This is a genomic window from Shewanella sp. SW24 (genome assembly GCF_025653395.1).
Classification (GTDB): domain Bacteria; phylum Pseudomonadota; class Gammaproteobacteria; order Enterobacterales; family Shewanellaceae; genus Shewanella; species Shewanella oncorhynchi.
Genome location: NZ_JAKKSH010000001.1, coordinates 33,523 through 54,965, shown reverse-complemented (window position 1 = coordinate 54,965; position 21,443 = coordinate 33,523). Strand labels below are relative to the sequence as shown.

The following is a 21,443-nucleotide window of genomic DNA, read 5'->3' as shown; positions in this document are numbered from 1 at the left end:
GCAGATTGCCCACGGGGGAGATGCACTGCTAAAATAGCCGTTCATAGTCGATAAAATAATGATTTATAAATGAGTGTGCTAATTAGACGCCTGTGCCTAACAACTGCAGTTTCTTGCATGAGTTGGTTGTTGGTCGCGTGTGGCCCCCAACGACTCCCTTCTGGTTTGGTGTATTGCTCCGAAGGGAACCCTGAGTCTTTTAATCCACAATTGGTGACATCTGGCACGACAATCGATGCCACCTCGCATCAAATTTATAGTCGCCTAGTGGATTATGACACCCAGTCAGGCAAGCTTGTCCCTGCCTTGGCGACGAGTTGGGCCATGTCTGATGATGGCTTAAGCTATCGTTTCACTCTCAGGGAAAACGTGCAGTTCCAGCATTCGAAGCGTTTTTACCCAACTCGCCCCTTTAATGCCGACGATGTGTTGCTCTCCTTTAATCGTATTATCGATACCCAGCATCCTTATCATTTTGTCTCCCGCACGGGTTATCCCTTCTTCCAAAGTATTGGCTTTTCTCAGCAAGTTAAAGGGATAGAGAAGATAAACGATCATGAAGTGGTCTTTTACTTAACCCGCAAAGACGCTTCTTTTCTGTCGAATTTAGCCACCGACTTTGCGGTGATCTTATCAAACGAATACGCGCAGCAGCAGCTAGCTTTAGGTCATCCTGAAAACGTCGACCACTTTGCCATTGGTACAGGACCGTTCACCTTAGTGCAATACGCTAAAAACGAATATATCCGCTATCGCCGTAATCCCGATTTTTGGGGAGAGCCAGCAAAAATCGATATGCTGGTATTTGATATCACACCCAAAAGTACAGTTAGGCTCGCTAAGCTTATCGCGGGGGATTGCAGCGTTTCTGCGCTGCCCAAAGCAGGTGAACTGCCTGTTATCAAACAGCATCAAGAATTAAACATCGAATCACAACCAGGTCTTAACGTAGCATTTTGGGCCTTTAATACACAAAAGCCACCGTTAGATGATGTTCGCGTACGTCGTGCACTTGCCTATGCTGTTGATAAACAAAATATCCTGCGAGCGGTTTATCAAAATACTGCCATTGAAGCCACCGGCGTTCTGCCGCCAGCATCATGGGCCTACGAAAATAACAAAGGACTTGTCGATTACAATCCGCAAAAAGCACGCGACCTATTAAAAGAAGCTGGTATAAAAAATCTCAGCATCAATATTTGGGCCATACCGGTTGCCCGCGCTTATAACCCCAATTCGTTGAAAACGGCCGAATTAATTCAATCCGATTTAGCAAACATCGGCGTAAAAGTGAATATCGTCAGTTACGATTGGAGCGTATTTAATCAGAGACTGAGCCGCGACGACTATGATTCTGTGCTGATTGGCTGGAATGCTGATAACAGCGATCCCGATAACTTTTTTAATCCGCTGCTGAGCTGCGCAGCAATGCAATCAAACAACAATCGTTCTCGCTGGTGTAACCCTGAGTTTGATGCCATCTTAAACAGCGCAAGGGAAGTATCAGATCAAGCGGAACGTAAAGTGATTTATCAACAAGCAGAAGCCTTTTTAGCTGAACAAGTACCTATGCTGAGTCTGGCCCATGCCAAACGTGTAGCGTTAACTCGCAGTGATATCAAGGATATGCAGCTTACGCCTTTTGGTGGGATTTCCTTCACCCATACTAGCCAAGCACCACAGGAGGCGAATTAATGTTTACATACCTACTGCGTCGCCTCAATCTGTTCCTCGCCACCTCTTTAGTGATGATTGGTGTATTATTTTACGCTACAGGCTTGTTTCCGGTTGAGCGCACCTATGCACTCACTGGCATACATACACCGACGGCAAGCCAACTGGTTCAAATAGAACAGGACTACAAATTAGATAAAAACCAAGCGTGGCAATTTATCGCTTACCTACAACAAAGGCTTAGCGGTAATTTAGGGATTTCAGTCACGTCACATCAAGAAGTCGCCGAAGAACTCAGTGCCGTCCTACCCGCCTCCTTCGAACTTGCTGTGATGGCGGGCATTATCGCAATTTGCTTGGGCGTGCCCTTGGGCGTGCTCGCCTCCCAGAGTCAACATAAGCTCACCCAAAATACCATTATGGCGATTACCCTAACGGGCTACTCTGTACCCGTATTCTGGTTAGGCCTTTATCTTTCGCTTTGGTTTGGAGTCGATCTTGGTTGGTTACCAATTTCGGGACAAATCAATTTGCTCTATGAAATCAAGCCCGTCACTGGCTTTATGCTAGTGGATACCTTGTTGTCAGAGTCAGAATACGGCATGTCGGCATTTAAAGATGCCCTGCTGCATATCATTTTGCCTGCCACAACACTGGCCGTGTTACCTTTTACTGTAGTGGTTCGTAGCACCCGTTCGGCAATGGTGAATGTGATGAATCAAACCTTTATCCGCGCCGCCGAAGCCAGAGGCATGCATACTGGCACGATTATACTGCGCCACGCCCTGCCCAATGCGCTGATCCCCGTACTTAAACATTTAGGGCTAATGCTTGGCTCATTTGCCAGTTATGCCATAGTGGTTGAAATGATTTTCTCTTGGCCTGGTGTAGGATCTTGGCTGGTTTCAGGGATTTACCAACGGGACTATACTGTTATCCAAGGTGGGATTTTGGCCGTGGCCCTATTGATTATCTTCCTAAGTATCTTGATTGAAGTGCTGCACACAGCCTTTAATCCACTGAGCAGAAAAGACCTTTATGCCACCAGTTAAAATTTATCAAGAAGATCAAATTGCCTCCCCGACTATGCGGGTTTGGCTTAACTTTTCGGCTAATCCTTTCGCCTTAGCGGGTCTGTGGACGATTGCATTTCTGCTCTTGCTAACCCTGTTTGGCCCTATGATTGCGCCCTTCCCACCAGAGGCACAAGATCCAAGAGCCTTGCTGCTGCCACCCTCTTGGGACCCTTCAGGCACAGTGGCACACTTTTTAGGGACTGACGATCTCGGCCGCGATATTTTTAGCCGATTATTACACGGCGCGCACTTGACCTTTGGCATGGCGCTGCTGATCGTCGTTACCGCATTATTCACAGGCTTTATCATAGGGTCGTTGTCGGGCATGATGCGGGGCTTAAAATCCAGTATTCTCGGTCATTTGCTCGATGCGCTGTTATCGATTCCTTCATTATTAATGGCCATTTTAGTGGTCGCTGTAATGGGACCAGGGCTTGAAAATGTGTTCTGGGCGGTCGGGATTGCCTTAACCCCACAATTTGTACGCTCCATACACCAGTCAGTGCATGAAGAATTACAAAAAGAATATGTCACAGCCGCACGTTTAGACGGCGCTAACTCGATGCAAATTTTTTGGTATGTCATTATGCCAAACGTGTGGGAAGTGGTGATTATTCAAACCACACTTGCCATTTCAGCTGCTATTTTAGATATCGCTGCCCTGGGTTTTTTAAGCTTGGGCGCACAGGCGCCGAGTCCAGAATGGGGCGCTATGGTCGCCCAAGGAATGGATAATTTACTAACAGCGCCTTGGGCCGTAACTATCCCAGGCTTAGCGATTCTTTTCAGTGTGCTTTCCATTAACTTGGTTGGCGATGGCCTACGGTCGGCGCTTGCGCCCATCAGAAACTAACTTATGCCCTTACTCGACGTACGAAATCTAACGATTGAACTCGATACGCCCCACGGTAGAGTGCGGGCGCTAGAAAAAGTCAGCTTAACGCTCAATGCGGGCGAAATTCATGGGCTAGTCGGTGAATCTGGCTCAGGACGAAGTTTGTTAGCCAGAGCAATTTTAGGCATCCCCGGCCCTAACTGGACTATCACAGCAGACCGCATGATGTGGGATGGCAATAACTTGATGGCCATGAGCTCAAAAGAGCGGCGTAATCTGATGGGTTCAGACATGGCGATGATCTTCCAAGATCCGTCTGGCAGCTTAGATCCAGCACAAACCGTCGGCAGTCAGTTAATGCAAGCTATGCCTAAAAATCCTAACGCCTATTTTTGGCAACGGCGCAGGCATGCACGACTTACAGCACAGAAATGGCTGCATAAAGTCGGGATCAAGAATCCGCGGCAGGTGATGTCTAGCTACGCGTGGGAATTATCCGAAGGCGAATGCCAAAAGGTGATGATTGCGATGGCGGTTGCTAACCAGCCTCGCCTATTGATTGCAGACGAACCCACAAGCTCGATGGAGCTCAGCACTCAGGCGCAAATTTTCAGATTATTATCCCAATTAAATCAATTACAAAACGTATCGATTCTATTGATCAGCCACGAGCTGGAAACCTTAGCCCAATGGTGTGATCACTTATCCGTGCTCTATTGCGGTCAAGTCATGGAATCTGGGCCGACGGACGAAGTGATTAAGCAGCCTTATCATCCTTACACTAAGGCGTTACTCGAAAATATGCCCGACTATTCAGGCTCAGGTGGTCACAAGGCGATTATGCCTACCCTACCGGGTTCTGCGCCCGCCTTACAGCATTTGCCAATTGGTTGTCGTTTAGGGCCACGCTGCCCTGAAGCACAAAAAAAATGCGTTAATCAGCCAAATTTAAGTCATATCAAAGACCGCTATTTTGCCTGTCATTTCCCTTATCACAGCGAAACCCATAATGACGACCCCACTGCTTAAAGTTAATGACCTTTATAAAAGATATGATACTGGTTATAGGGGCTTTTCCCGCCAATATAACGATGCATTAGCGCCCGTATCCTTTGAACTCGAACGCGGTGAAACCTTAGCGATAGTGGGTGAGGCGGGTTCAGGTAAAAGTACCCTCGCCCGCATTTTAGTCGGTGCAGAGCCCCGCAGCGGTGGTGAGATATTTTTCGAAGGTGAAGCCTTAGACAGTCGCAATGTGAAGCAAAGATGCCGCTTAATTCGGATGATTTTCCAAGATCCGAATACTTCACTGAACCCGCGCCTAACGATTGGTCAATTACTCGATGAGCCGCTGCGTTTCAACACCCAAATGTCAGCGCAATCGCGGCACACCCAAGTGGTCGATACCTTACGAAAAGTAGGTTTATTACCTGAGCATGCGGAGTTTTATCCGCACATGATTTCCGAAGGGCAAAAACAACGAGTCGCAGTAGCACGAGCCTTAATGCTCAATCCTAAAATTATCATTGCCGATGAAGCCTTAACCGCTCTGGACCTTTCGGTGCGTTCGCAAATTCTTAATTTGCTGTTAAAACTGCAAAAAGATCTCGGCTTGTCTTATATCTTCGTGTCCCATAATCTCAATATTATTCGCCATGTCAGCGATAAAATTATGGTACTGCACAAAGGTGTAATGGTTGAAAAAGCTGATACAGAACAAATATTTAACTCACCAAAACATGAATACACCCAGAGGTTGGTCCAAGAGCAGAGTCTGTTTGTTCATAAACGCTAAACTGCTCCAACCACTTAAATAATCAGGTGAATTGGCTAAAAATAGGTGCCATTTACCCGCCGAAATATTTATCCTATTGGTCATTTTGATAGAAGAAGCTTAAATATGATTATCAAACCAAAAATTCGTGGATTCATTTGTACCACTACACACCCTGTCGGTTGTGAAGTAAACGTTCAAGAACAAATCACCTTAACTAAAGCAAAAGGCAAAATCGCTAACGGCCCGAAAAAGGTATTAGTAGTCGGTTCATCAAGTGGTTATGGTCTGTCTTCACGTATCGCAGCCGCTTTTGGTAGCGATGCCGCAACGATTGGCGTGTTCTTCGAAAAGCCTGGTACTGAAGCGAAACCAGGTACTGCAGGTTGGTACAACTCTGCCGCTTTCGACAAATTTGCTAAAGCGGAAGGTTTATATTCTAAAAGCATTAACGGCGATGCCTTTAGCCATGAAGCTAAACAAAAAGTCATCGAGCTTATCAAGCAAGATCTCGGTGAAATTGACATGGTTGTTTACTCACTGGCATCACCAGTGCGCAAACTCCCAGATTCAGGTGAGCTTATCCGATCAGCTTTAAAACCCATTGGCGAAACTTACACAGCAACTGCCGTTGATACCAATAAAGACTGCATCATTGAAGCCACCGTTGAGCCAGCAACTGAGCAAGAAATTGCCGATACTGTCACTGTTATGGGCGGCGAAGATTGGGAACTGTGGATCAAAGCCTTATCTGAAGCCGGTGTATTAGCCGATAACTGCAAAACCGTAGCCTATAGCTATATAGGTACTGAACTGACATGGCCAATTTACTGGCACGGCGCCCTTGGCAAGGCCAAGATGGATCTGGACCGCGCTGCAAAAGCGTTAAATGAACAACTGTCAGCCACTGGCGGCAGCGCAAATGTTGCAGTGCTAAAGAGCGTTGTGACTCAAGCGAGTTCGGCCATTCCTGTCATGCCTTTATATATCGCTATGGTATTCAAGAAAATGCGTCAGGAAGGTCTCCATGAAGGTTGTATGGAGCAAATCTATCGCTTATTCAGTGAGCGCCTATTCCGTGCCGATGGTGCAAAACCTGAGACAGACAGTGATAATCGCTTACGTTTAGATGACTGGGAACTGCGTGAAGATATTCAGCAACACTGCCGTAATTTGTGGCCACAAGTGACCACAGAAAACTTATCAGAATTGACTGATTACCGTGAATACAAAGCTGAATTTATTAAGTTATTTGGTTTTGGTATCGAAGGCATTGATTACGATGCCGACGTTAACCCATACGTTGAATTTGACGTTATCGAACTCTAATCAACTCGATAGCGAATCACTGCTTATCACAAACGTTAAACGCCACTTTTTAGTGGCGTTTTTATTTATAACTCCCAGATTAAGATGCGCTACACTAGCTGCAGTTGACCCCTAATAATCCCTCAATAAGGAAAATCAATGAAAATTAGCGCAAGAAACACCCTCAGCGGTACAATCAAATCCATAGAAATGGGCGCTGTAAACAATGAAGTGACAATCGAACTTGCACCCGGTGTCGTACTGACCTCTGTGGTGACTAAAGCTTCCTGTGAGCGCCTAGGGCTCAAAGTGGGTGATTCGGCTTATGCCCTCATCAAAGCCAGCAGCGTAATGATTGGCGTTGATGATTAACCATTCAATTCAGTAACGTGGCGATTGAAGTAATGGAATATGGAGTCTGACAGTGTTGCGATAGTGGATATCCTTCGAACTTCATTGGTAAACTTTATCGAATTAAAAAACAAAAAGGCCAAGTGAACTCACTTGGCCTTTTCTATTTAATCAGTCGGATAGTAAATTTAATAACTCACTATCCCCACTGAAATTATTCTTCTACAGGGTAAAGCACCTTGGCATTGGCTTTAAGCGAATCGATCAAGCCACGGTAGTCTGCTTCACTGTATTGTGCGTTCAGACGTTGTTTAAGTGCATTAACTAGCTCATCACTCACACCTTCTGCAGCGTTAACTTTATCCAGTGCAACCACAGCATAACCGTTTGCTAAACCAACGGTATCGACAACAGGAGTTGTACTTGGTGTTGGCATTTGGAACGCTTTGCCTACAATCGCAGCATCAACGTCTTGCGCGCCACGGCCTAGTTTCGCTTTAGACACTAAACCAAGATCAGTTGCACCCGCTTTAACTTGTGCCATCAGTTCCTGTGCTTTTGCACGGGCGGCTTCGTTTGCTTGATCTTGCTTCAAGCGCTCAGTGATGTTGGCTTTCACTTCAGCTAAGGCCAAAGTACCCGCATCGTGATGTTCTTTCACTCGGATAACAACCACATGGTTAGGTTCAAGCTCAATCACTTCACTGTTTAAACCTTTCAGCATTACAGTTTCAGAGAAGGCTGCTTTAACTAAGTCAGGCTTGTTTAGCTCAGCAGGTGCGTTATCGCGAGAAAACAGTGCTGTAGTCTTAACATCAACGCCAACAGCTTTTGCGGTTTCAGATAGTGTATCTGGCACTTCATAGCTGGTATCCGCTAATTTACTTTGTAAGCTATAGAACTGGTCAACCGCTTTCTTATCTTGCAATTGAGCCACTATCTTAGCTTTCACATCAGCAAACGGTACAGTCGCGCCAGATTGCACATCTAATAGCTTGATAATGTGGAAACCAAAGTCTGTTTTAACCACCGCAGAATGTTGGCCTTTATTTAATGCAAATAAAGCGGCATCAAATGCGGGGTCCATTACACCAGGTTCAAACCAATCCAGTTTACCGCCCTGCTCTGCACTCAAAGTATCATCAGAGTTAGCTTTAGCCAGATCAGCAAAATCGGCACCGCTATCTAATTGCTTAGCGAGATCTTCAGCCTTGGCTTTTGCTGCCGCTTCATCGTTACCTGGCATAACCAAAATATGCGCGGCAAGACGCTTCTCGTTAGAAACATATTGTGCTTTATGTTCTTCGTAATACGTTTGTGCTTCTTCATCAGAAACTGGATTATTTTTAGCAAAATCAGCAGCATTCAGTTCAACATATTCTAAGCTCACCATCTCAGGACTCATAAACTGCCCTTGGTTTGCGTCGTAATAGTTTTTCACTTGCTCGTCAGTCACAACCGCTGTCGCTAAGAATGGTGCAGAATCGACAATAACATAGCGCACATCACGGGTTTGGCCTTGTAACTCAGCCAATTGCTTAGCTTCACCAGGTAACACGAATTCAGTACCCACAAGGGCTGCAGTTAACTGACGACGGGTCATATCGACACGCATCATGTCTCTGAAAGTCTGTGGCTGATAACCTAACTGACGCAGAATCGCCTGATAACGATCGTTATCAAATTTGCCATCAGTTTGAAATGCCGGTTCAGCTCTCATTGCAGCAACAATTTGCTCGTCAGATACACGTAGACCCATAGCCTTAGCAGCTTGATCTATCAACTTGTCAGCCACTAAGCGTTCTAATACGCTCTGCTTAATGCTTTGTAAGTATTTTTCGTCAGCAGATAACGCAGCAAACATTTCACCTAGCTGTTGCTCCATGCGAGAGCGCTCGCTCTGGTACGCCTGCTCTAGCTCGGCTTTAGTGATCTTGTCACCGTTCACTTCTGCCGCAGGCACATCAGTTGTTGAACCTAAGTAACTACTGACTCCTGCAAATGCAAAAGATAAAATCACAAGTACGAGAATGCCTTTAGCAATCACGCCTTGCGAACCATCGCGGATCTTTTCTAACATCAGATTTCTCGCTTGTTGCGATTAACAAAATAAAAAGGCGCATCAGGTTGAGATGCGCCTTTCTGTAATTTATGGGGAATATTCAGACGCTACCACTGGTAAATTCTAAAACCCCGAGTAATGGTAGAAATTAAGCTTCATATTCCATTACTTTCAATTCGTAAAAAGCACTGATAAACAGTGCTTGTCATTACGAACGCCTTACAAAGGCTACGATATTAATGATTAATTAACAGCGTCTTTCAGTGCTTTACCAGCTTTGAATGCAGGAATTTTAGCTGCTGCGATTTTGATTTCTTCACCCGTTTGTGGGTTGCGACCAGTACGCTCAGCGCGTTCACGCACTTCAAAAGTACCAAAACCAACAAGAGAAATTTTATCACCTTCTTTCAGACCTTCGGTCACAGCAGCGATAAAAGAATCCAGTGCTCGGCCAGCAGCGGCTTTAGAAATGTCAGCACCAGATGCGATTTTCTCGATTAGTTCAGATTTGTTCATGTCATCCCCTTGAATGTAATTTTTTTGCGCCGCAACCAAATCCGTCTCTAGAGCGGTCTGCGGAGGCTTTTATAACAAGCTTGAATTCAAAGTTCAAGCTGAGTTCGAAAACCAAAGAATTAAAACTGGATACAGCTCAAAGCCAGTTGCGCCAAGGGCTTGGAGCAGCTGGCTCTCCACAGACCTAGGCTACCACAGGTCTGCGCTTTGTTAAGCCCCTTTTTTCATTTTTTTTAACGTGATAGCGCAATTTCTTGCGTTATGCCAAGTTTTTAACCACTTCGAAGCCTTCAACTGGTCTTTCTAGGGCCAGTTTTAACACTTCATCGACCCAACGCACGGGACGAATTTCTAAATCGGCAATCACATTGGCAGGAATTTCTTCCAAATCGCGCTCATTTTCTTTTGGAATAAGCACCAATTTTATGCCGCCGCGGTGTGCTGCTAGCAGTTTTTCTTTCAAACCACCGATAGGTAACACTTCACCACGTAAGGTTATTTCACCTGTCATGGCCACATCAGCACGCACGGGGTTACCCGTTAAGCTTGATACTAACGCGGTACACATTGCCGCACCTGCAGATGGACCATCTTTGGGTGTCGCACCTTCTGGCACATGCACGTGGATATCACGCTTCTCGTAGAAATCAGCATTGATACCTAATTGTTCCGCACGGGCGCGAACAACTGTCATCGCTGCTTGAATCGACTCTTGCATCACGTCGCCAAGGGAACCGGTATAGGTTAACTTCCCTTTACCTGGCACTGAGGTTGCTTCAATCGTCAGTAAGTCACCGCCCACTTGAGTCCACGCTAAGCCAGTCACTTGACCGATTTGGTTCTTAGACTCGGCTTTGCCGTAATCAAAGCGCTGCACACCAAGGAAAGACTTAAGATTCTCTTGGTTGACAGTCACAGACTTGACAGACTTATCGAGCAAAATCATTTTCACGACTTTACGGCAAATCTTAGACAATTCACGCTCGAGTGAACGCACACCCGCTTCACGGGTGTAATAACGGATAATGCCAACGATAGCACTATCATCTACTTTAATTTCAGTGGCTTTTAAACCATTGCGCTCAATTTGCTTATTCAGCAAATGTTGCTTAGCAATATTCAGCTTCTCGTCTTCGGTGTAACCCGACAAACGAATGACTTCCATACGGTCAAGAAGTGGCCCAGGAATATCCATAGAGTTTGACGTTGCAACAAACATCACATCGGATAGGTCGTAATCGACTTCGAGGTAATGATCGTTAAAGGTCGCATTTTGCTCAGGATCTAACACTTCTAATAAAGCAGAAGCCGGATCGCCGCGCATATCTGAACTCATCTTGTCGATTTCATCGAGCAAGAATAACGGGTTTTTCACGCCGACTTTAGCCATCTTTTGAATGACTTTACCCGGCATAGACCCAATGTAAGTACGGCGATGACCACGGATTTCCGCTTCATCACGCACGCCACCGAGGGCAACACGCACATACTTACGACCGGTCGCCTTAGCGATCGATTGACCTAGCGAGGTTTTACCCACACCTGGTGGCCCCACTAAACACAGGATTGGCCCTTTAAGCTGACGCACTCGGCTTTGGACTGCCAAATATTCCAAGATACGTTCTTTGACTTTTTCAAGGCCAAAATGATCGGTGTCGAGTACTTCTTGGGCTTTGGCTAAATCACGTTTGATTTTAGAGCGTTGGCTCCAAGGCACAGCCGTCATCCAATCGACATAACTGCGAACAACCGTCGCTTCAGCCGACATTGGTGACATCATGCGTAACTTGTTAAGCTCGGCGAGGGCTTTCTCTTTCGCCTCAGCGGGCATATTAGCCTCTTCAATCTTACGATTTAAGGCTTCAAATTCGTCATGGCCTTCATCTAGGTCACCCAGTTCTTTCTGGATGGCTTTCATCTGTTCGTTCAGATAGTACTCACGCTGACTCTTTTCCATCTGTTTTTTAACGCGAGTCCGGATACGTTTCTCAACCTGTAATAGGTCGATCTCCGATTCCATCATCGCCATTAGATATTCCAGACGTTCGCCGACGTTGACCATCTCAAGCACAGATTGCTTATCTTCAAGCTTAAGTGGCATGTGTGCGGCCATAGTATCGGCCAGACGCGCCGCTTCATCGATACCCGATAAAGAGGTCAAGACTTCTGGCGGGATCTTTTTGTTCAGCTTGATATAACCTTCAAACTGACCAATAGCACTGCGCACTAACACTTCTTCTTCTTTGTCTTCCAGCGGTTCTGATTCCAGATACTCAGCCTTAGCCACAAAGAATTCTGTTTCTTGGATATAACGGGTAATACGGGCGCGACGACCGCCTTCAACCAGCACTTTGACTGTACCGTCTGGCAGCTTAAGTAACTGTAAAATAGAGGCAACCGTACCCACTTCGAAGATGTCATCTTTTGATGGTTCATCGAGCTCGGCATCACGCTGCGCCACTAAAATAATTTGCTTATCCTGCGCCATTGCCGTTTCGAGACATCGAATAGATTTTTCTCGTCCGACAAATAACGGAATTACCATATGGGGATAGACCACCACATCTCGCAGTGGCAGCACGGGGAGTTCGATATGCGCTTCACGCTCTTGGGTCATAGTTCGATTCCGTTTTGGTGAAATGGATTAATACTGGAGTATATTGGGACGCTTTATGGAGTTTCAATGGCTAATACGAAAAAAGGAGTCCATTGGACTCCTTGTTTTTCAGTTTATTAGCGATCAGTACAATTATTGTTCGCCTGATGCCACTTGGGCCTCATTGTGCTCGTAAATCAAGATTGGGGCAGATTCCCCTTTCACGACTGATTCATCCACAACGGCCTTCACCACACCGTCAACGGATGGGATATCGTACATAGTATCCAGCAGAATACTTTCAACGATGGAGCGTAGACCACGGGCACCTGTCTTGCGAGACATGGCTTTGTGAGCAATCGCTTTAAGCGCATCTTCGCGGAACTCAAGCTCAACCCCTTCCATCTCAAATAACGCACTGTATTGCTTAGTTAGGGCATTTTTAGGTTGAGATAGAATTTGTACTAAAGCTTCTTCATCCAGCTCAGTCAGAGTCGCAACCACTGGCAGACGACCAATAAACTCAGGGATTAAACCGTATTTGACTAAATCGCCAGGTTCTACTTGTGATAACGTTTCAGAGATCGTCGCTTTCTCTTTCTCGCCTTTCACCTGTGCACCAAAACCGATACCCGAGCCAACGTGCGCACGTTGCTCAATCACTTTCTCAAGCCCTGCAAACGCACCACCACAGATAAAGAGGATCTTAGAAGTATCGACTTGTAAGAATTCTTGCTGTGGATGCTTACGGCCACCTTGTGGTGGAACCGCGGCAACAGTACCTTCAATCAGCTTAAGCAGCGCTTGCTGTACACCTTCACCCGATACGTCACGGGTGATTGATGGATTGTCTGACTTACGACTAATTTTATCGATTTCATCGATATAAACGATACCACGCTGCGCCTTCTCAACATCGTAGTCGCACTTTTGCAGCAACTTTTGAATGATGTTTTCAACGTCTTCACCCACATAACCCGCTTCAGTCAGCGTAGTAGCATCTGCCATAGTGAAAGGCACATTGAGTGAGCGCGCAAGGGTTTCAGCCAGTAGGGTTTTACCGCTACCCGTTGGACCGATAAGCAAAATATTACTCTTGCCCAGCTCGATACCATCTTTAGGCGATGCATTTTTTAAACGCTTATAGTGGTTATACACTGCCACAGAAAGCACTTTTTTCGCTCTGTCTTGGCCAATAACATAATCGTCTAAATGTGCACGCAACTCATGTGGTGTCGGTAATTTATCGCTATCACGCTTTGGAGAGATTTCTTTAATCTCTTCACGAATGATGTCGTTACATAACTCAACACATTCGTCGCATACATACACTGATGGGCCAGCAATGAGTTTTCTGACTTCATGCTGGCTCTTTCCGCAAAAAGAGCAGTACAGCAATTTACCGCTGTCACCATTATTTTTGTTGTCGCCCATTAATTACCTCATTTGCAGTCTGCTCTACTGCCTGTCTTAAATTTGCTTAACTTTTACAAAGCATAGCTCAGTCAAAAGCAAAAATCAGCCGCGTTTCGTCATCACAGAGTCAACTAAGCCATATTCGACGGCTTGAGTTGCACTCATGAAGTTGTCACGATCGGTATCGCGTTCAATCACTTCGAGCGGTTGACCTGTGTGTTCAGCGAGCATTAGGTTAAGCTTATTTTTAATGCCTAAGATTTCTTTGGCATGAATAGCAATATCTGATGCTTGACCTTGGAAACCACCCAGCGGTTGATGGATCATCACGCGAGAGTTTGGTAAACAGTGACGCTTACCCTTCTCACCACCAGCTAACAAGAAAGCGCCCATACTAGCGGCTTGGCCGATACAGACAGTGCTAACATTCGGTTTGATAAACCGCATGGTATCATAAATCGCCATGCCTGCGGTGACAGAGCCACCAGGAGAGTTAATGTATAAAAAGATATCTTTATCTGGGCTTTCTGATTCTAAGAATAATAGTTGCGCCACGATAAGGTTTGCCATGTGTTCTTCAACTTGACCTACCAAAAAGATAATCCGCTCTTTCAACAAACGAGAATAAATATCGTATGAGCGTTCACCCTTAGCAGTCTGTTCGATCACCATAGGCACTAAAGCACTTTGTATGTCTGACGCATTATGCATTATTCACTTCCCTAAATAAAAATGGCTCGCATGAGGAGCCTCATACGAGCCATTATAAATGGCGAACAGCTAATCAAGTCAAGCTTAGCTTATGCGCGACCGGTAGCCTTGTTCATAAATTCTTCAAAAGCGACTTGTTTTTCGGTCACTTTGGCAGATTTCAACAGTGCTTCAACCGCTTGCTCTTCTAAAGCAACGTTGCGCATGTTTTGCATCAGCTCTTTGTTGCTGTTGTAATAAGCAACCACTTCACTTGGATCTTCGTAGGCTGAAGCCATAGAAGCGATCAAGCCTTGTACGCGTTCATCTTCCGCTTTCAGTTCGTTAGTCTTGATGACTTCGCCTAATAGCAGACCGATTTTAACACGACGTGCAGCTTGTTCAGTGAACAATTCAGCTGGCAGTTCTGGCATGTTAGCCGATTGGCCACCAAAACGTTGCATGGCTTGTTGACGCAAAACGTTAACTTCGCCATCGATCAATGCTTTTGGCAAAGTGATATCGTTGTTAGCTAACAGACCATTGATCACTTGCTCTTTCACGTTAGCTTTTAACGCTTGCTCAAGTTCACGGTTCATGTTTTTACGGATTTCAGTTTTAAGGGCTTCTAAGCCACCTTCGCTGATACCAAACAGAGCAGCAAACTCATCGTTTACTTCTGGCAGGTTAGCCGCTTGCACTTCTGTCAGCGTAATCGCAAACTTAGCCGCTTTACCTTTCAGGTTTTCAGCGTGATATTCTTCAGGGAAGTTCACGTCGATAACAAATTCTTCGCCCGCTTTGTGACCTAAGATACCTGCTTCAAAACCAGGGATCATACGGCCGCTACCTAGTTGCAGTTCAAAATCATCAGCTTTGCCGCCTTCAAATTCTTCACCGTCAACTGAGCCAACAAAGTTCATTTTCACTTTGTCGCCATCAGCAGCTTCACGCTCAACAGCAGCGAAAGTCGCGTGTTGTTTACGTAAGGTTTCAATCATAGTGTCAACGTCAGAGTCAGTCACTTCAGCTTTTGGCTGTTCTACTTCGATTGCATCTAAGCCTTTCAGCTCAACTTCTGGATAGATTTCAAAGGTAGCGATAAATTCGAATTTTTCGCCATCAGTAGAACCAGGAACAAAAGTCGGTGCACCCGCTGGGTTTAACTTCTCAGCAATAATTGCTTCGATGAAGTTACGTTGCATCACTTCACCCATGATGTCTTGACGAATCGCTGCGCCGTAACGTTTGTTTATAACAGTAACAGGCACTTTACCAGGACGGAAACCTGGGATACGAGCACGCTTAGCTTCACGTTGTAAACTGTCTTTAACCAGCTTTTCAATTTGTTCAGCAGGAACAGAAATGGTCAGGCGACGCTCTAGGCCTTGGGTTGCTTCAACAGAAACTTGCATTGTTTTACCTCGAAATTTGTCTAACGTCCTTTGTAATAGCCGATTCATCAACTATTCAGGTATTCGTTTCTTGATCATTAAATTTGACTACAATGCCCACCACAACTGGCTTTAGGCACAGGTCGCTCATAGTTGATATCTATCAAGACGCGACATTATAGCCACCGTTTTCTGCAGAGTCGAGCCTCAACAGCCGAATCTGGGGTATAAAAAAAGCGACACAAGGTCGCTTTTTTTAATTTGTACTCAAAGTACTAAAAATGGGGTGACTGATGGGGCTCGAACCCACGACAACCGGAATCACAATCCGGGACTCTACCAACTGAGCTACAATCACCACTGAAACTGGTACGCCCGGCAGGATTCGAACCTGCGACCACCCGCTTAGAAGGCGGGTGCTCTATCCAACTGAGCTACGGGCGCATGGTTTACAGAATTTTCTGTATCCTAACCGATTTGGAAAGCATTTATGCTAACCCTATCACTCGCCTATTTGAGTCCAAATTATCTTTGAATTCATTGAAGCAAACGATAATAAAGTGGTCGGTGATAGAGGATTCGAACCTCTGACCCTCTGGTCCCAAACCAGATGCGCTACCGGACTGCGCTAATCACCGAAGGTCTTACATTTTACTTGGTATCAACTCAGAGGGTTTCCTCTGGTCCACTCTCATCCAAAATCTGGATGCACTATCGGACTGCGCTAATTACCTAAGGTCTTACATGACAGTTTCAGCGCAAGATGAACACATCTGCCTGAGAACGGAGCGCATCTTATCCCCTCACTTTACACCCGTCAACGATTTTTTTATCGTTCGACTCTAGGTGCTGAATTATCAGGCTAATCTGGTTTTTTTTATCCACTTGGCAACGGCTTTAACCATGACACAGTAGCTGTGCCCTGTTAAAATAGCCACGATTGCCAATCTCTGTGTTAACTACTGTTTTCACCATCGCCCATATAAAGGATATCCTACACCCATGACAGCCCAAATAATCGACGGCAAGGCGATTGCTCAATCCATCCGCACTAAGCTCAGCGAAAAAGTCACCGCCCGCAAAGAGGCTGGACAACGCGTACCGGGTTTAGCCGTAATATTAGTGGGAGCCGATCCGGCATCACAAGTTTATGTTGGCAGTAAACGTAAGGCTTGTGAAGAAGTTGGATTTCTTTCTCGTTCATACGATTTAGAAACAAACTGCACTGAAGATGAATTACTCAACCTGATTGATAGTCTTAATGATGCTCCGACAATTGATGGCATCTTAGTGCAACTGCCATTACCCGCGCATATCGAAGACTCAAAAGTCATCGAGCGTATCCGCCCAGATAAAGACGTCGATGGATTTCACCCGTACAACGTCGGCCGTTTAGCCCAGCGTATTCCGGTGCTGCGCTCTTGTACCCCAATGGGCATAATGACACTCATCAAATCCACCGGCGTTGATACCTATGGTTTAGATGCTGTTGTGGTTGGCGCATCGAATATTGTCGGCCGCCCAATGACCTTAGAGTTGCTGCTTGCTGGCTGCACCACCACTACTTGCCACCGCTTCACTAAGAATCTCGAACAAAAAATCCGTCAGGCAGATCTCGTGGTCGTTGCAGTGGGTAAACCCGGCTTTATTCCTGGCGAGTGGATCAAGCCTGGCGCGATTGTAATAGATGTGGGTATTAACCGTTTAGATAACGGCACCTTAGTCGGCGATGTGCAATATGACATTGCTGCGCAAAATGCCAGCTTTATCACTCCAGTCCCCGGCGGTGTCGGCCCGATGACGATTGCAAGCCTATTAGAAAACACCTTATATGCCGCCGAGCAGTATCATGACTAGGTTCTAGGTTCTAGGTTCTAGGTTCTAGGTTCTAGGTTCTAGGTTCTAGGTTCTAGGTTCTAGGTTCTAGGTTCTAGCAAGCATAAAAAAACCTGCATGATGCAGGTTTTTTATTTACTGAAGATTTTCTTGAATTAAAAATATAGCGAATAAGCTTATTTCTTACGCCAAGTGGTGCCACTTGGACCATCTTCAAGCACAACGCCCAAAATATCTAAACGATTACGCGCCACATCCGCAGCAGCCCAATCCTTTTCGGTACGAGCACGGTTACGCTCAACGATTAAGGCTTCGATTTCAGCCACTTCATCGTCACTACCGCCACCTTGAAAGAAGGCCTCTGGCTCTTGGCTTAATAGACCTAACACATCCGCTAATTGCTTCAAGGTGACCGCTAATGCCGATGCCTGTGCCATATCGGTCAGTTTTAAACGATTGATCTCACGCACCATATCAAATAGAACGGAATAGGCTTCAGGTGTATTAAAGTCATCATCCATCGCCGCTTTAAACTTAGCAATAAACTCTTCTGCAGGCGCTGCAACGACAGTTAAGTCGACATCTTTAATCGCGGTATACAAACGCTCTAAGGCTGAGCGAGCTTGTTTCAAGTTATCTTCTGAATAGTTCAGTTGGCTACGATAATGACCAGATAATAAGAAATAACGCACAGTTTCAGCATCATAGTGACCAAGTACATCGCGAATAGTGAAGAAGTTGCCTAAGGACTTAGACATCTTTTCACGGTCAACCATCACCATGCCAGTGTGCATCCAATAGTTGACGTATGGTGTGTCATGGGCACAGCAAGACTGGGCGATTTCATTCTCATGATGTGGGAACTGTAAGTCAGAGCCGCCGCCATGGATATCAAAATGCAAACCTAAATGTTTGCTGTTCATGGCCGAACATTCGATATGCCAGCCAGGACGACCCGGTCCCCATGGGGATTCCCACGTTGGTTCGCCAGGTTTCGACATTTTCCACAACACAAAATCCATTGGATTTTGCTTGGTTTCGTCCACTTCAACCCGAGCACCGGCTTGCAGTTGATCTAAATTCTGGCCCGATAAACGGCCATAATCAGGATATGAGGCCACGCTGAAAAGCACATCACCATCGCTCGCCACATAGGCATGGCCACGGGCGAGTAATAACTCAACCATGTCGATGATTTCGGCAATATGAAGGGTCGCGCGCGGTTCAAAATCGGGGCGCAACATATTTAAGGCATCGAAGTCTTGGTGCATTTCACCAATAAGACGCTCGGTTAAGGCTTCACAGCTTTCGTTATTCTCGTTAGCGCGCTTGATGATTTTGTCATCAACATCAGTAATATTGCGCTGAAAATTCACTTCATAACCCGCGTAACGCAGGTAGCGCACTATCATGTCGAAAGAAACAAAAGTACGGCCATGACCAATATGACAGAGATCGTATATGGTCACACCACACACGTACATCCCAATTTTCCCGGGATTAATTGGCTTAAATTCCTGTTTTTGGCGGGTAATACTGTTGTAAATCTTCAACATCGATATTCTCTTCAATGATACATTCAGGTGTAAAATCAAGGAGTCAGTCTATCACGGCCTGACAGGTTTTGAATACTGCACTTTGCGCGCAATCCGAGATAAGTTAGAATCGCGCCACTATTTACACTGAGTATGAAAACATGATCACATTACACACTAATTTGGGCGACATTAAACTGCAACTGAACGCTGAAAAAGCACCGCTAACAGTAGCAAACTTCATGAAATATGTTGACGAAGGTTTCTTCGACGGCACTATCTTCCACCGTGTGATAGACGGTTTCATGATCCAAGGTGGTGGCTTCAACGAAGACATGAGCCAAAAGCGTTGTAACGAGCCAGTGAAGAACGAAGCCAATAACGGTTTATCAAACCGTACTGGTACTGTCGCTATGGCGCGTACTTCAGATCCACATTCAGCTACTGCGCAGTTCTTCATTAACGTGAACGACAACACTTTCCTCGATTTTAAATCCGAAACCTCACAGGGCTGGGGCTACTGCGTATTCGGCGAAATCGTTGAAGGCATGGACATTATCGAAAAAATTAAAGCTGTTAGCACTGGTAACCGTGGTATGCATCAAGATGTGCCATTAGAAGCCATTGTGATTGAAAAAGTCAGCGTCGCGGCATAATACGGCGAATGCGAACTCTATTTATAGGCGATCTGCACCTGAGTGCAGATCGCCTTGATATCACCCAAGCGTTCACTCGCTTTCTCGACACTGAACTCGATGATGCCGACGCCCTTTATATCCTAGGCGATTTGTTTGAAGTCTGGGTTGGTGATGATATTGCCTTACCTTTTGCCCTCGACATCGCCGAAAAACTCAAGCAAGTATCACAAAAGTTGCCCGTGTATTTTATCCATGGCAACCGTGACTTCATGCTAGGCAAACAATTTGCGCGCGCCGCAGGCATGCAAATTTTACCCGAAGTCACTCGCCTCAATTTATACGGTGTCGACACTGTAATTTTGCACGGCGACAGCTTATGTACTTTAGATAAGGCCTACCAACGCTTTCGAAAACTGCGCAGTTTATCGCTGTCTCGTTGGCTGTATGGTTGTTTATCCAAGAAAACCCGTCAGGGTATTGCTGATAAAATTCGCAGCAAGAGCAAGAACAGCAATAAGCAAAAAAGCTACACTATCATGGATGTAGAGCCCAATGCGGTCGATGTGTTATTTGCCAAGACACACACTAAGCATATGATCCACGGTCATACCCACAGACCGGCCATTCATCAACTTGCTAATGGCTGTAAGCGTATAGTGGTTGGCGATTGGTATGAACAAGGCAGTGTGCTCAGTGTGAGCGCTGAAGGGATTAATTTACAGTCCTTACCCTTTGACCAGATGATTACCTAAAGGCATTGGCTTAAGTAGGCCTCATTTAGCGTTACTTAAGCTTAAATAGCTTAAATTTTTAGCTTTAATAGCTTGAAAATACTGTGATTAACGGTTTTTTAGAACCGTTAATCGTTTCAGCTATATGGACTTAACTCTACTCGTTTGGGGAAGCAAAGCCGTTCAAATTAATTTAATAGAGGCGACCCACTGTGGAAACGAAACTCATCATCCTGCGCCAAAATCAACTCCGCTTCTAACTCGCCAAAGTACTTCACTCGCTCACTAATATCCTCAGGTGAAACCAACTGAGCTAACGCAAGATAATCTTGATAATGTCGCGCTTCAGAGCGCAGCAGTGACACATAAAACTTACTCAGCTCACCGTCTAAATAAGGCGCGAGTTTAGCGAAGCGCTCGCACGAGCGAGCCTCAATATATGCCCCTACAATCAACTTATCCCGCAAAATATCTTTCTCATGGGTTGTCACATGACTCATCATCCCCTTGGCATAACGACCCGCGCGAATATTGCGGTAATCAATACTGCGCTTGTGCATTAAATCCAATACTTGTTCAAAATGATGAAACTCTTCTTTAATCAAGCGGATTAAAGGTGAAACTAAATTCGCAGCAAACTTAAAGTTGGGCTTAGGTATAAGGTCAGTTACCAACTCATTCTTTTTCACATCACGGGCTAAAAAACTTTCCACATCATGTTCTTGCGAATAAATAAACTCTTCATAGGGTTTAGCCCACGCCAACAGAGCTCGACCACTGTCTTTATCTAACGCATATTTTCGTAGCAAAAAAATCGCTGTCTGAGCGGCTTTTAACTCACAGTTACAATGGTCGATCAGCAACTCATCCAAGGAATCTGATTTTATCGCAACATCAATCCAAGTTTGCGGTGTTTCACAGTGAAGAAATGCGTGGATGGGGGCAAGAAGTTGCAGCATGGACTCACTCAATATCATTCTGAATATCGCACTATTTTACGCATATTTACTC

The 21,443-nt window shown here is 45.5% G+C and carries 18 protein-coding genes and 3 tRNA genes; 10 read left to right on the top strand and 11 right to left on the bottom strand.

Annotation, left to right across the window (positions count from 1 at the left end):
- Positions 1-69: 69 nt before the first annotated feature.
- The 7 genes from L5M17_RS00230 (at position 70) to L5M17_RS00200 (ending at position 7,039) form a co-directional block, all read left to right on the top strand.
- Positions 70-1,695, top strand: coding sequence for an ABC transporter substrate-binding protein (locus tag L5M17_RS00230; RefSeq protein WP_263144427.1), 1,626 nt, complete (start codon positions 70-72; stop codon positions 1,693-1,695).
- The gene (locus L5M17_RS00225; RefSeq protein WP_113938850.1) at positions 1,695-2,726 is read left to right on the top strand and encodes an ABC transporter permease; all 1,032 of its coding nucleotides are present in this window, start codon (positions 1,695-1,697) and stop codon (positions 2,724-2,726) included. The genes L5M17_RS00230 and L5M17_RS00225 overlap by 1 nt, the downstream gene beginning before the upstream one ends.
- The gene (locus L5M17_RS00220) at positions 2,713-3,603 is read left to right on the top strand and encodes an ABC transporter permease subunit (RefSeq protein WP_006081133.1); all 891 of its coding nucleotides are present in this window, start codon (positions 2,713-2,715) and stop codon (positions 3,601-3,603) included. Before L5M17_RS00225 ends, L5M17_RS00220 begins: the two co-directional genes overlap by 14 nt.
- Before the next feature lie 3 nt (positions 3,604-3,606).
- Positions 3,607-4,614 carry an oligopeptide/dipeptide ABC transporter ATP-binding protein gene (locus tag L5M17_RS00215; RefSeq protein ID WP_263144424.1) on the top strand — a complete coding sequence of 336 codons (1,008 nt, stop codon included), beginning with the start codon at positions 3,607-3,609 and terminating at the stop codon, positions 4,612-4,614.
- Positions 4,595-5,380, top strand: coding sequence for an ATP-binding cassette domain-containing protein (locus L5M17_RS00210; RefSeq protein WP_263144422.1), 786 nt, complete (start codon positions 4,595-4,597; stop codon positions 5,378-5,380). The genes L5M17_RS00215 and L5M17_RS00210 overlap by 20 nt, the downstream gene beginning before the upstream one ends.
- A 105-nt stretch (positions 5,381-5,485) precedes the next feature.
- Positions 5,486-6,688, top strand: a complete 1,203-nt coding sequence (gene fabV / locus L5M17_RS00205; protein WP_105252933.1) for an enoyl-ACP reductase FabV — start codon at positions 5,486-5,488, stop codon at positions 6,686-6,688.
- A 138-nt stretch (positions 6,689-6,826) separates the two neighbouring features.
- Complete coding sequence (locus L5M17_RS00200; protein ID WP_006085368.1) at positions 6,827-7,039, top strand: molybdopterin-binding protein; 213 nt, start codon at positions 6,827-6,829, stop codon at positions 7,037-7,039.
- 193 nt (positions 7,040-7,232) lie between these two features.
- On the opposite strand, the gene L5M17_RS00195 is transcribed toward L5M17_RS00200, so the two are convergent.
- The 9 genes from L5M17_RS00195 to L5M17_RS00155 form a co-directional block, all read right to left on the bottom strand.
- Positions 7,233-9,098, bottom strand: coding sequence for a SurA N-terminal domain-containing protein (locus L5M17_RS00195; RefSeq protein WP_028760465.1), 1,866 nt, complete (start codon positions 9,096-9,098; stop codon positions 7,233-7,235).
- 225 nt (positions 9,099-9,323) lie between these two features.
- Entirely contained in the window at positions 9,324-9,596 is a 273-nt protein-coding gene (gene hupB, locus L5M17_RS00190; protein ID WP_006081127.1) for a nucleoid-associated protein HU-beta, read from the bottom strand.
- A gap of 259 nt (positions 9,597-9,855) precedes the next feature.
- The gene (gene lon / locus L5M17_RS00185) at positions 9,856-12,213 is read right to left on the bottom strand and encodes an endopeptidase La (protein WP_263144420.1); all 2,358 of its coding nucleotides are present in this window, start codon (positions 12,211-12,213) and stop codon (positions 9,856-9,858) included.
- A gap of 132 nt (positions 12,214-12,345) precedes the next feature.
- Positions 12,346-13,626 (bottom strand): ATP-dependent protease ATP-binding subunit ClpX, encoded by a 1,281-nt coding sequence (clpX, locus tag L5M17_RS00180; RefSeq protein WP_028760467.1) that lies wholly within the window; start codon positions 13,624-13,626, stop codon positions 12,346-12,348.
- Positions 13,627-13,710: 84 nt separating this feature from the next.
- Complete coding sequence (clpP, locus tag L5M17_RS00175; RefSeq protein ID WP_263144417.1) at positions 13,711-14,319, bottom strand: ATP-dependent Clp endopeptidase proteolytic subunit ClpP; 609 nt, start codon at positions 14,317-14,319, stop codon at positions 13,711-13,713.
- A gap of 89 nt (positions 14,320-14,408) precedes the next feature.
- The gene (tig, locus tag L5M17_RS00170) at positions 14,409-15,713 is read right to left on the bottom strand and encodes a trigger factor (protein WP_263144414.1); all 1,305 of its coding nucleotides are present in this window, start codon (positions 15,711-15,713) and stop codon (positions 14,409-14,411) included.
- A 261-nt stretch (positions 15,714-15,974) separates the two neighbouring features.
- A tRNA-His gene (locus L5M17_RS00165) sits at positions 15,975-16,050 on the bottom strand.
- A 9-nt stretch (positions 16,051-16,059) separates the two neighbouring features.
- Positions 16,060-16,136, bottom strand: a tRNA-Arg gene (locus L5M17_RS00160).
- Positions 16,137-16,253: 117 nt separating this feature from the next.
- A tRNA-Pro gene (locus L5M17_RS00155) sits at positions 16,254-16,330 on the bottom strand.
- A gap of 364 nt (positions 16,331-16,694) precedes the next feature.
- Between L5M17_RS00155 and folD the strand changes: the two genes are divergently transcribed.
- Complete coding sequence (gene folD / locus L5M17_RS00150; RefSeq protein ID WP_263144409.1) at positions 16,695-17,549, top strand: bifunctional methylenetetrahydrofolate dehydrogenase/methenyltetrahydrofolate cyclohydrolase FolD; 855 nt, start codon at positions 16,695-16,697, stop codon at positions 17,547-17,549.
- Between the two features lie 155 nt (positions 17,550-17,704).
- Here folD and cysS read toward each other — a convergent pair whose 3' ends face one another.
- A complete protein-coding gene (gene cysS / locus L5M17_RS00145; RefSeq protein ID WP_105252936.1) occupies positions 17,705-19,084 on the bottom strand; it encodes a cysteine--tRNA ligase in 1,380 nt (459 codons plus the stop codon).
- A gap of 140 nt (positions 19,085-19,224) precedes the next feature.
- Here cysS and L5M17_RS00140 point away from each other — a divergent pair, with 140 nt between their 5' ends.
- On the top strand, positions 19,225-19,719 hold the full coding sequence (locus tag L5M17_RS00140; RefSeq protein WP_198572192.1) for a peptidylprolyl isomerase: 495 nt from the start codon (positions 19,225-19,227) through the stop codon (positions 19,717-19,719).
- Between the two features lie 8 nt (positions 19,720-19,727).
- The gene (locus tag L5M17_RS00135) at positions 19,728-20,453 is read left to right on the top strand and encodes a UDP-2,3-diacylglucosamine diphosphatase (RefSeq protein WP_263144404.1); all 726 of its coding nucleotides are present in this window, start codon (positions 19,728-19,730) and stop codon (positions 20,451-20,453) included.
- A gap of 167 nt (positions 20,454-20,620) precedes the next feature.
- Here the strand turns inward: L5M17_RS00135 and miaE are convergent, their stop codons facing one another.
- Positions 20,621-21,391 (bottom strand): tRNA isopentenyl-2-thiomethyl-A-37 hydroxylase MiaE, encoded by a 771-nt coding sequence (gene miaE / locus L5M17_RS00130; protein WP_028760473.1) that lies wholly within the window; start codon positions 21,389-21,391, stop codon positions 20,621-20,623.
- Positions 21,392-21,443: the final 52 nt, after the last annotated feature.

Excerpts from the sequence above, each read along its gene's own strand:
- L5M17_RS00230 (WP_263144427.1), top strand. The coding sequence starts at position 70 with ATGAGTGTGCTAATTAGACGCCTGTGCCTAACAACTGCAGTTTCTTGC.
- L5M17_RS00225 (WP_113938850.1), top strand. The coding sequence starts at position 1,695 with ATGTTTACATACCTACTGCGTCGCCTCAATCTGTTCCTCGCCACCTCT.
- L5M17_RS00220 (WP_006081133.1), top strand. The coding sequence starts at position 2,713 with ATGCCACCAGTTAAAATTTATCAAGAAGATCAAATTGCCTCCCCGACT.
- L5M17_RS00215 (WP_263144424.1), top strand. The coding sequence starts at position 3,607 with ATGCCCTTACTCGACGTACGAAATCTAACGATTGAACTCGATACGCCC.
- L5M17_RS00210 (WP_263144422.1), top strand. The coding sequence starts at position 4,595 with ATGACGACCCCACTGCTTAAAGTTAATGACCTTTATAAAAGATATGAT.
- fabV (WP_105252933.1), top strand. The coding sequence starts at position 5,486 with ATGATTATCAAACCAAAAATTCGTGGATTCATTTGTACCACTACACAC.
- L5M17_RS00200 (WP_006085368.1), top strand. The coding sequence starts at position 6,827 with ATGAAAATTAGCGCAAGAAACACCCTCAGCGGTACAATCAAATCCATA.
- L5M17_RS00195 (WP_028760465.1), bottom strand. The coding sequence starts at position 9,098 with ATGTTAGAAAAGATCCGCGATGGTTCGCAAGGCGTGATTGCTAAAGGC.
- hupB (WP_006081127.1), bottom strand. The coding sequence starts at position 9,596 with ATGAACAAATCTGAACTAATCGAGAAAATCGCATCTGGTGCTGACATT.
- lon (WP_263144420.1), bottom strand. The coding sequence starts at position 12,213 with ATGACCCAAGAGCGTGAAGCGCATATCGAACTCCCCGTGCTGCCACTG.
- clpX (WP_028760467.1), bottom strand. The coding sequence starts at position 13,626 with ATGGGCGACAACAAAAATAATGGTGACAGCGGTAAATTGCTGTACTGC.
- clpP (WP_263144417.1), bottom strand. The coding sequence starts at position 14,319 with ATGCATAATGCGTCAGACATACAAAGTGCTTTAGTGCCTATGGTGATC.
- tig (WP_263144414.1), bottom strand. The coding sequence starts at position 15,713 with ATGCAAGTTTCTGTTGAAGCAACCCAAGGCCTAGAGCGTCGCCTGACC.
- folD (WP_263144409.1), top strand. The coding sequence starts at position 16,695 with ATGACAGCCCAAATAATCGACGGCAAGGCGATTGCTCAATCCATCCGC.
- cysS (WP_105252936.1), bottom strand. The coding sequence starts at position 19,084 with ATGTTGAAGATTTACAACAGTATTACCCGCCAAAAACAGGAATTTAAG.
- L5M17_RS00140 (WP_198572192.1), top strand. The coding sequence starts at position 19,225 with ATGATCACATTACACACTAATTTGGGCGACATTAAACTGCAACTGAAC.
- L5M17_RS00135 (WP_263144404.1), top strand. The coding sequence starts at position 19,728 with ATGCGAACTCTATTTATAGGCGATCTGCACCTGAGTGCAGATCGCCTT.
- miaE (WP_028760473.1), bottom strand. The coding sequence starts at position 21,391 with ATGCTGCAACTTCTTGCCCCCATCCACGCATTTCTTCACTGTGAAACA.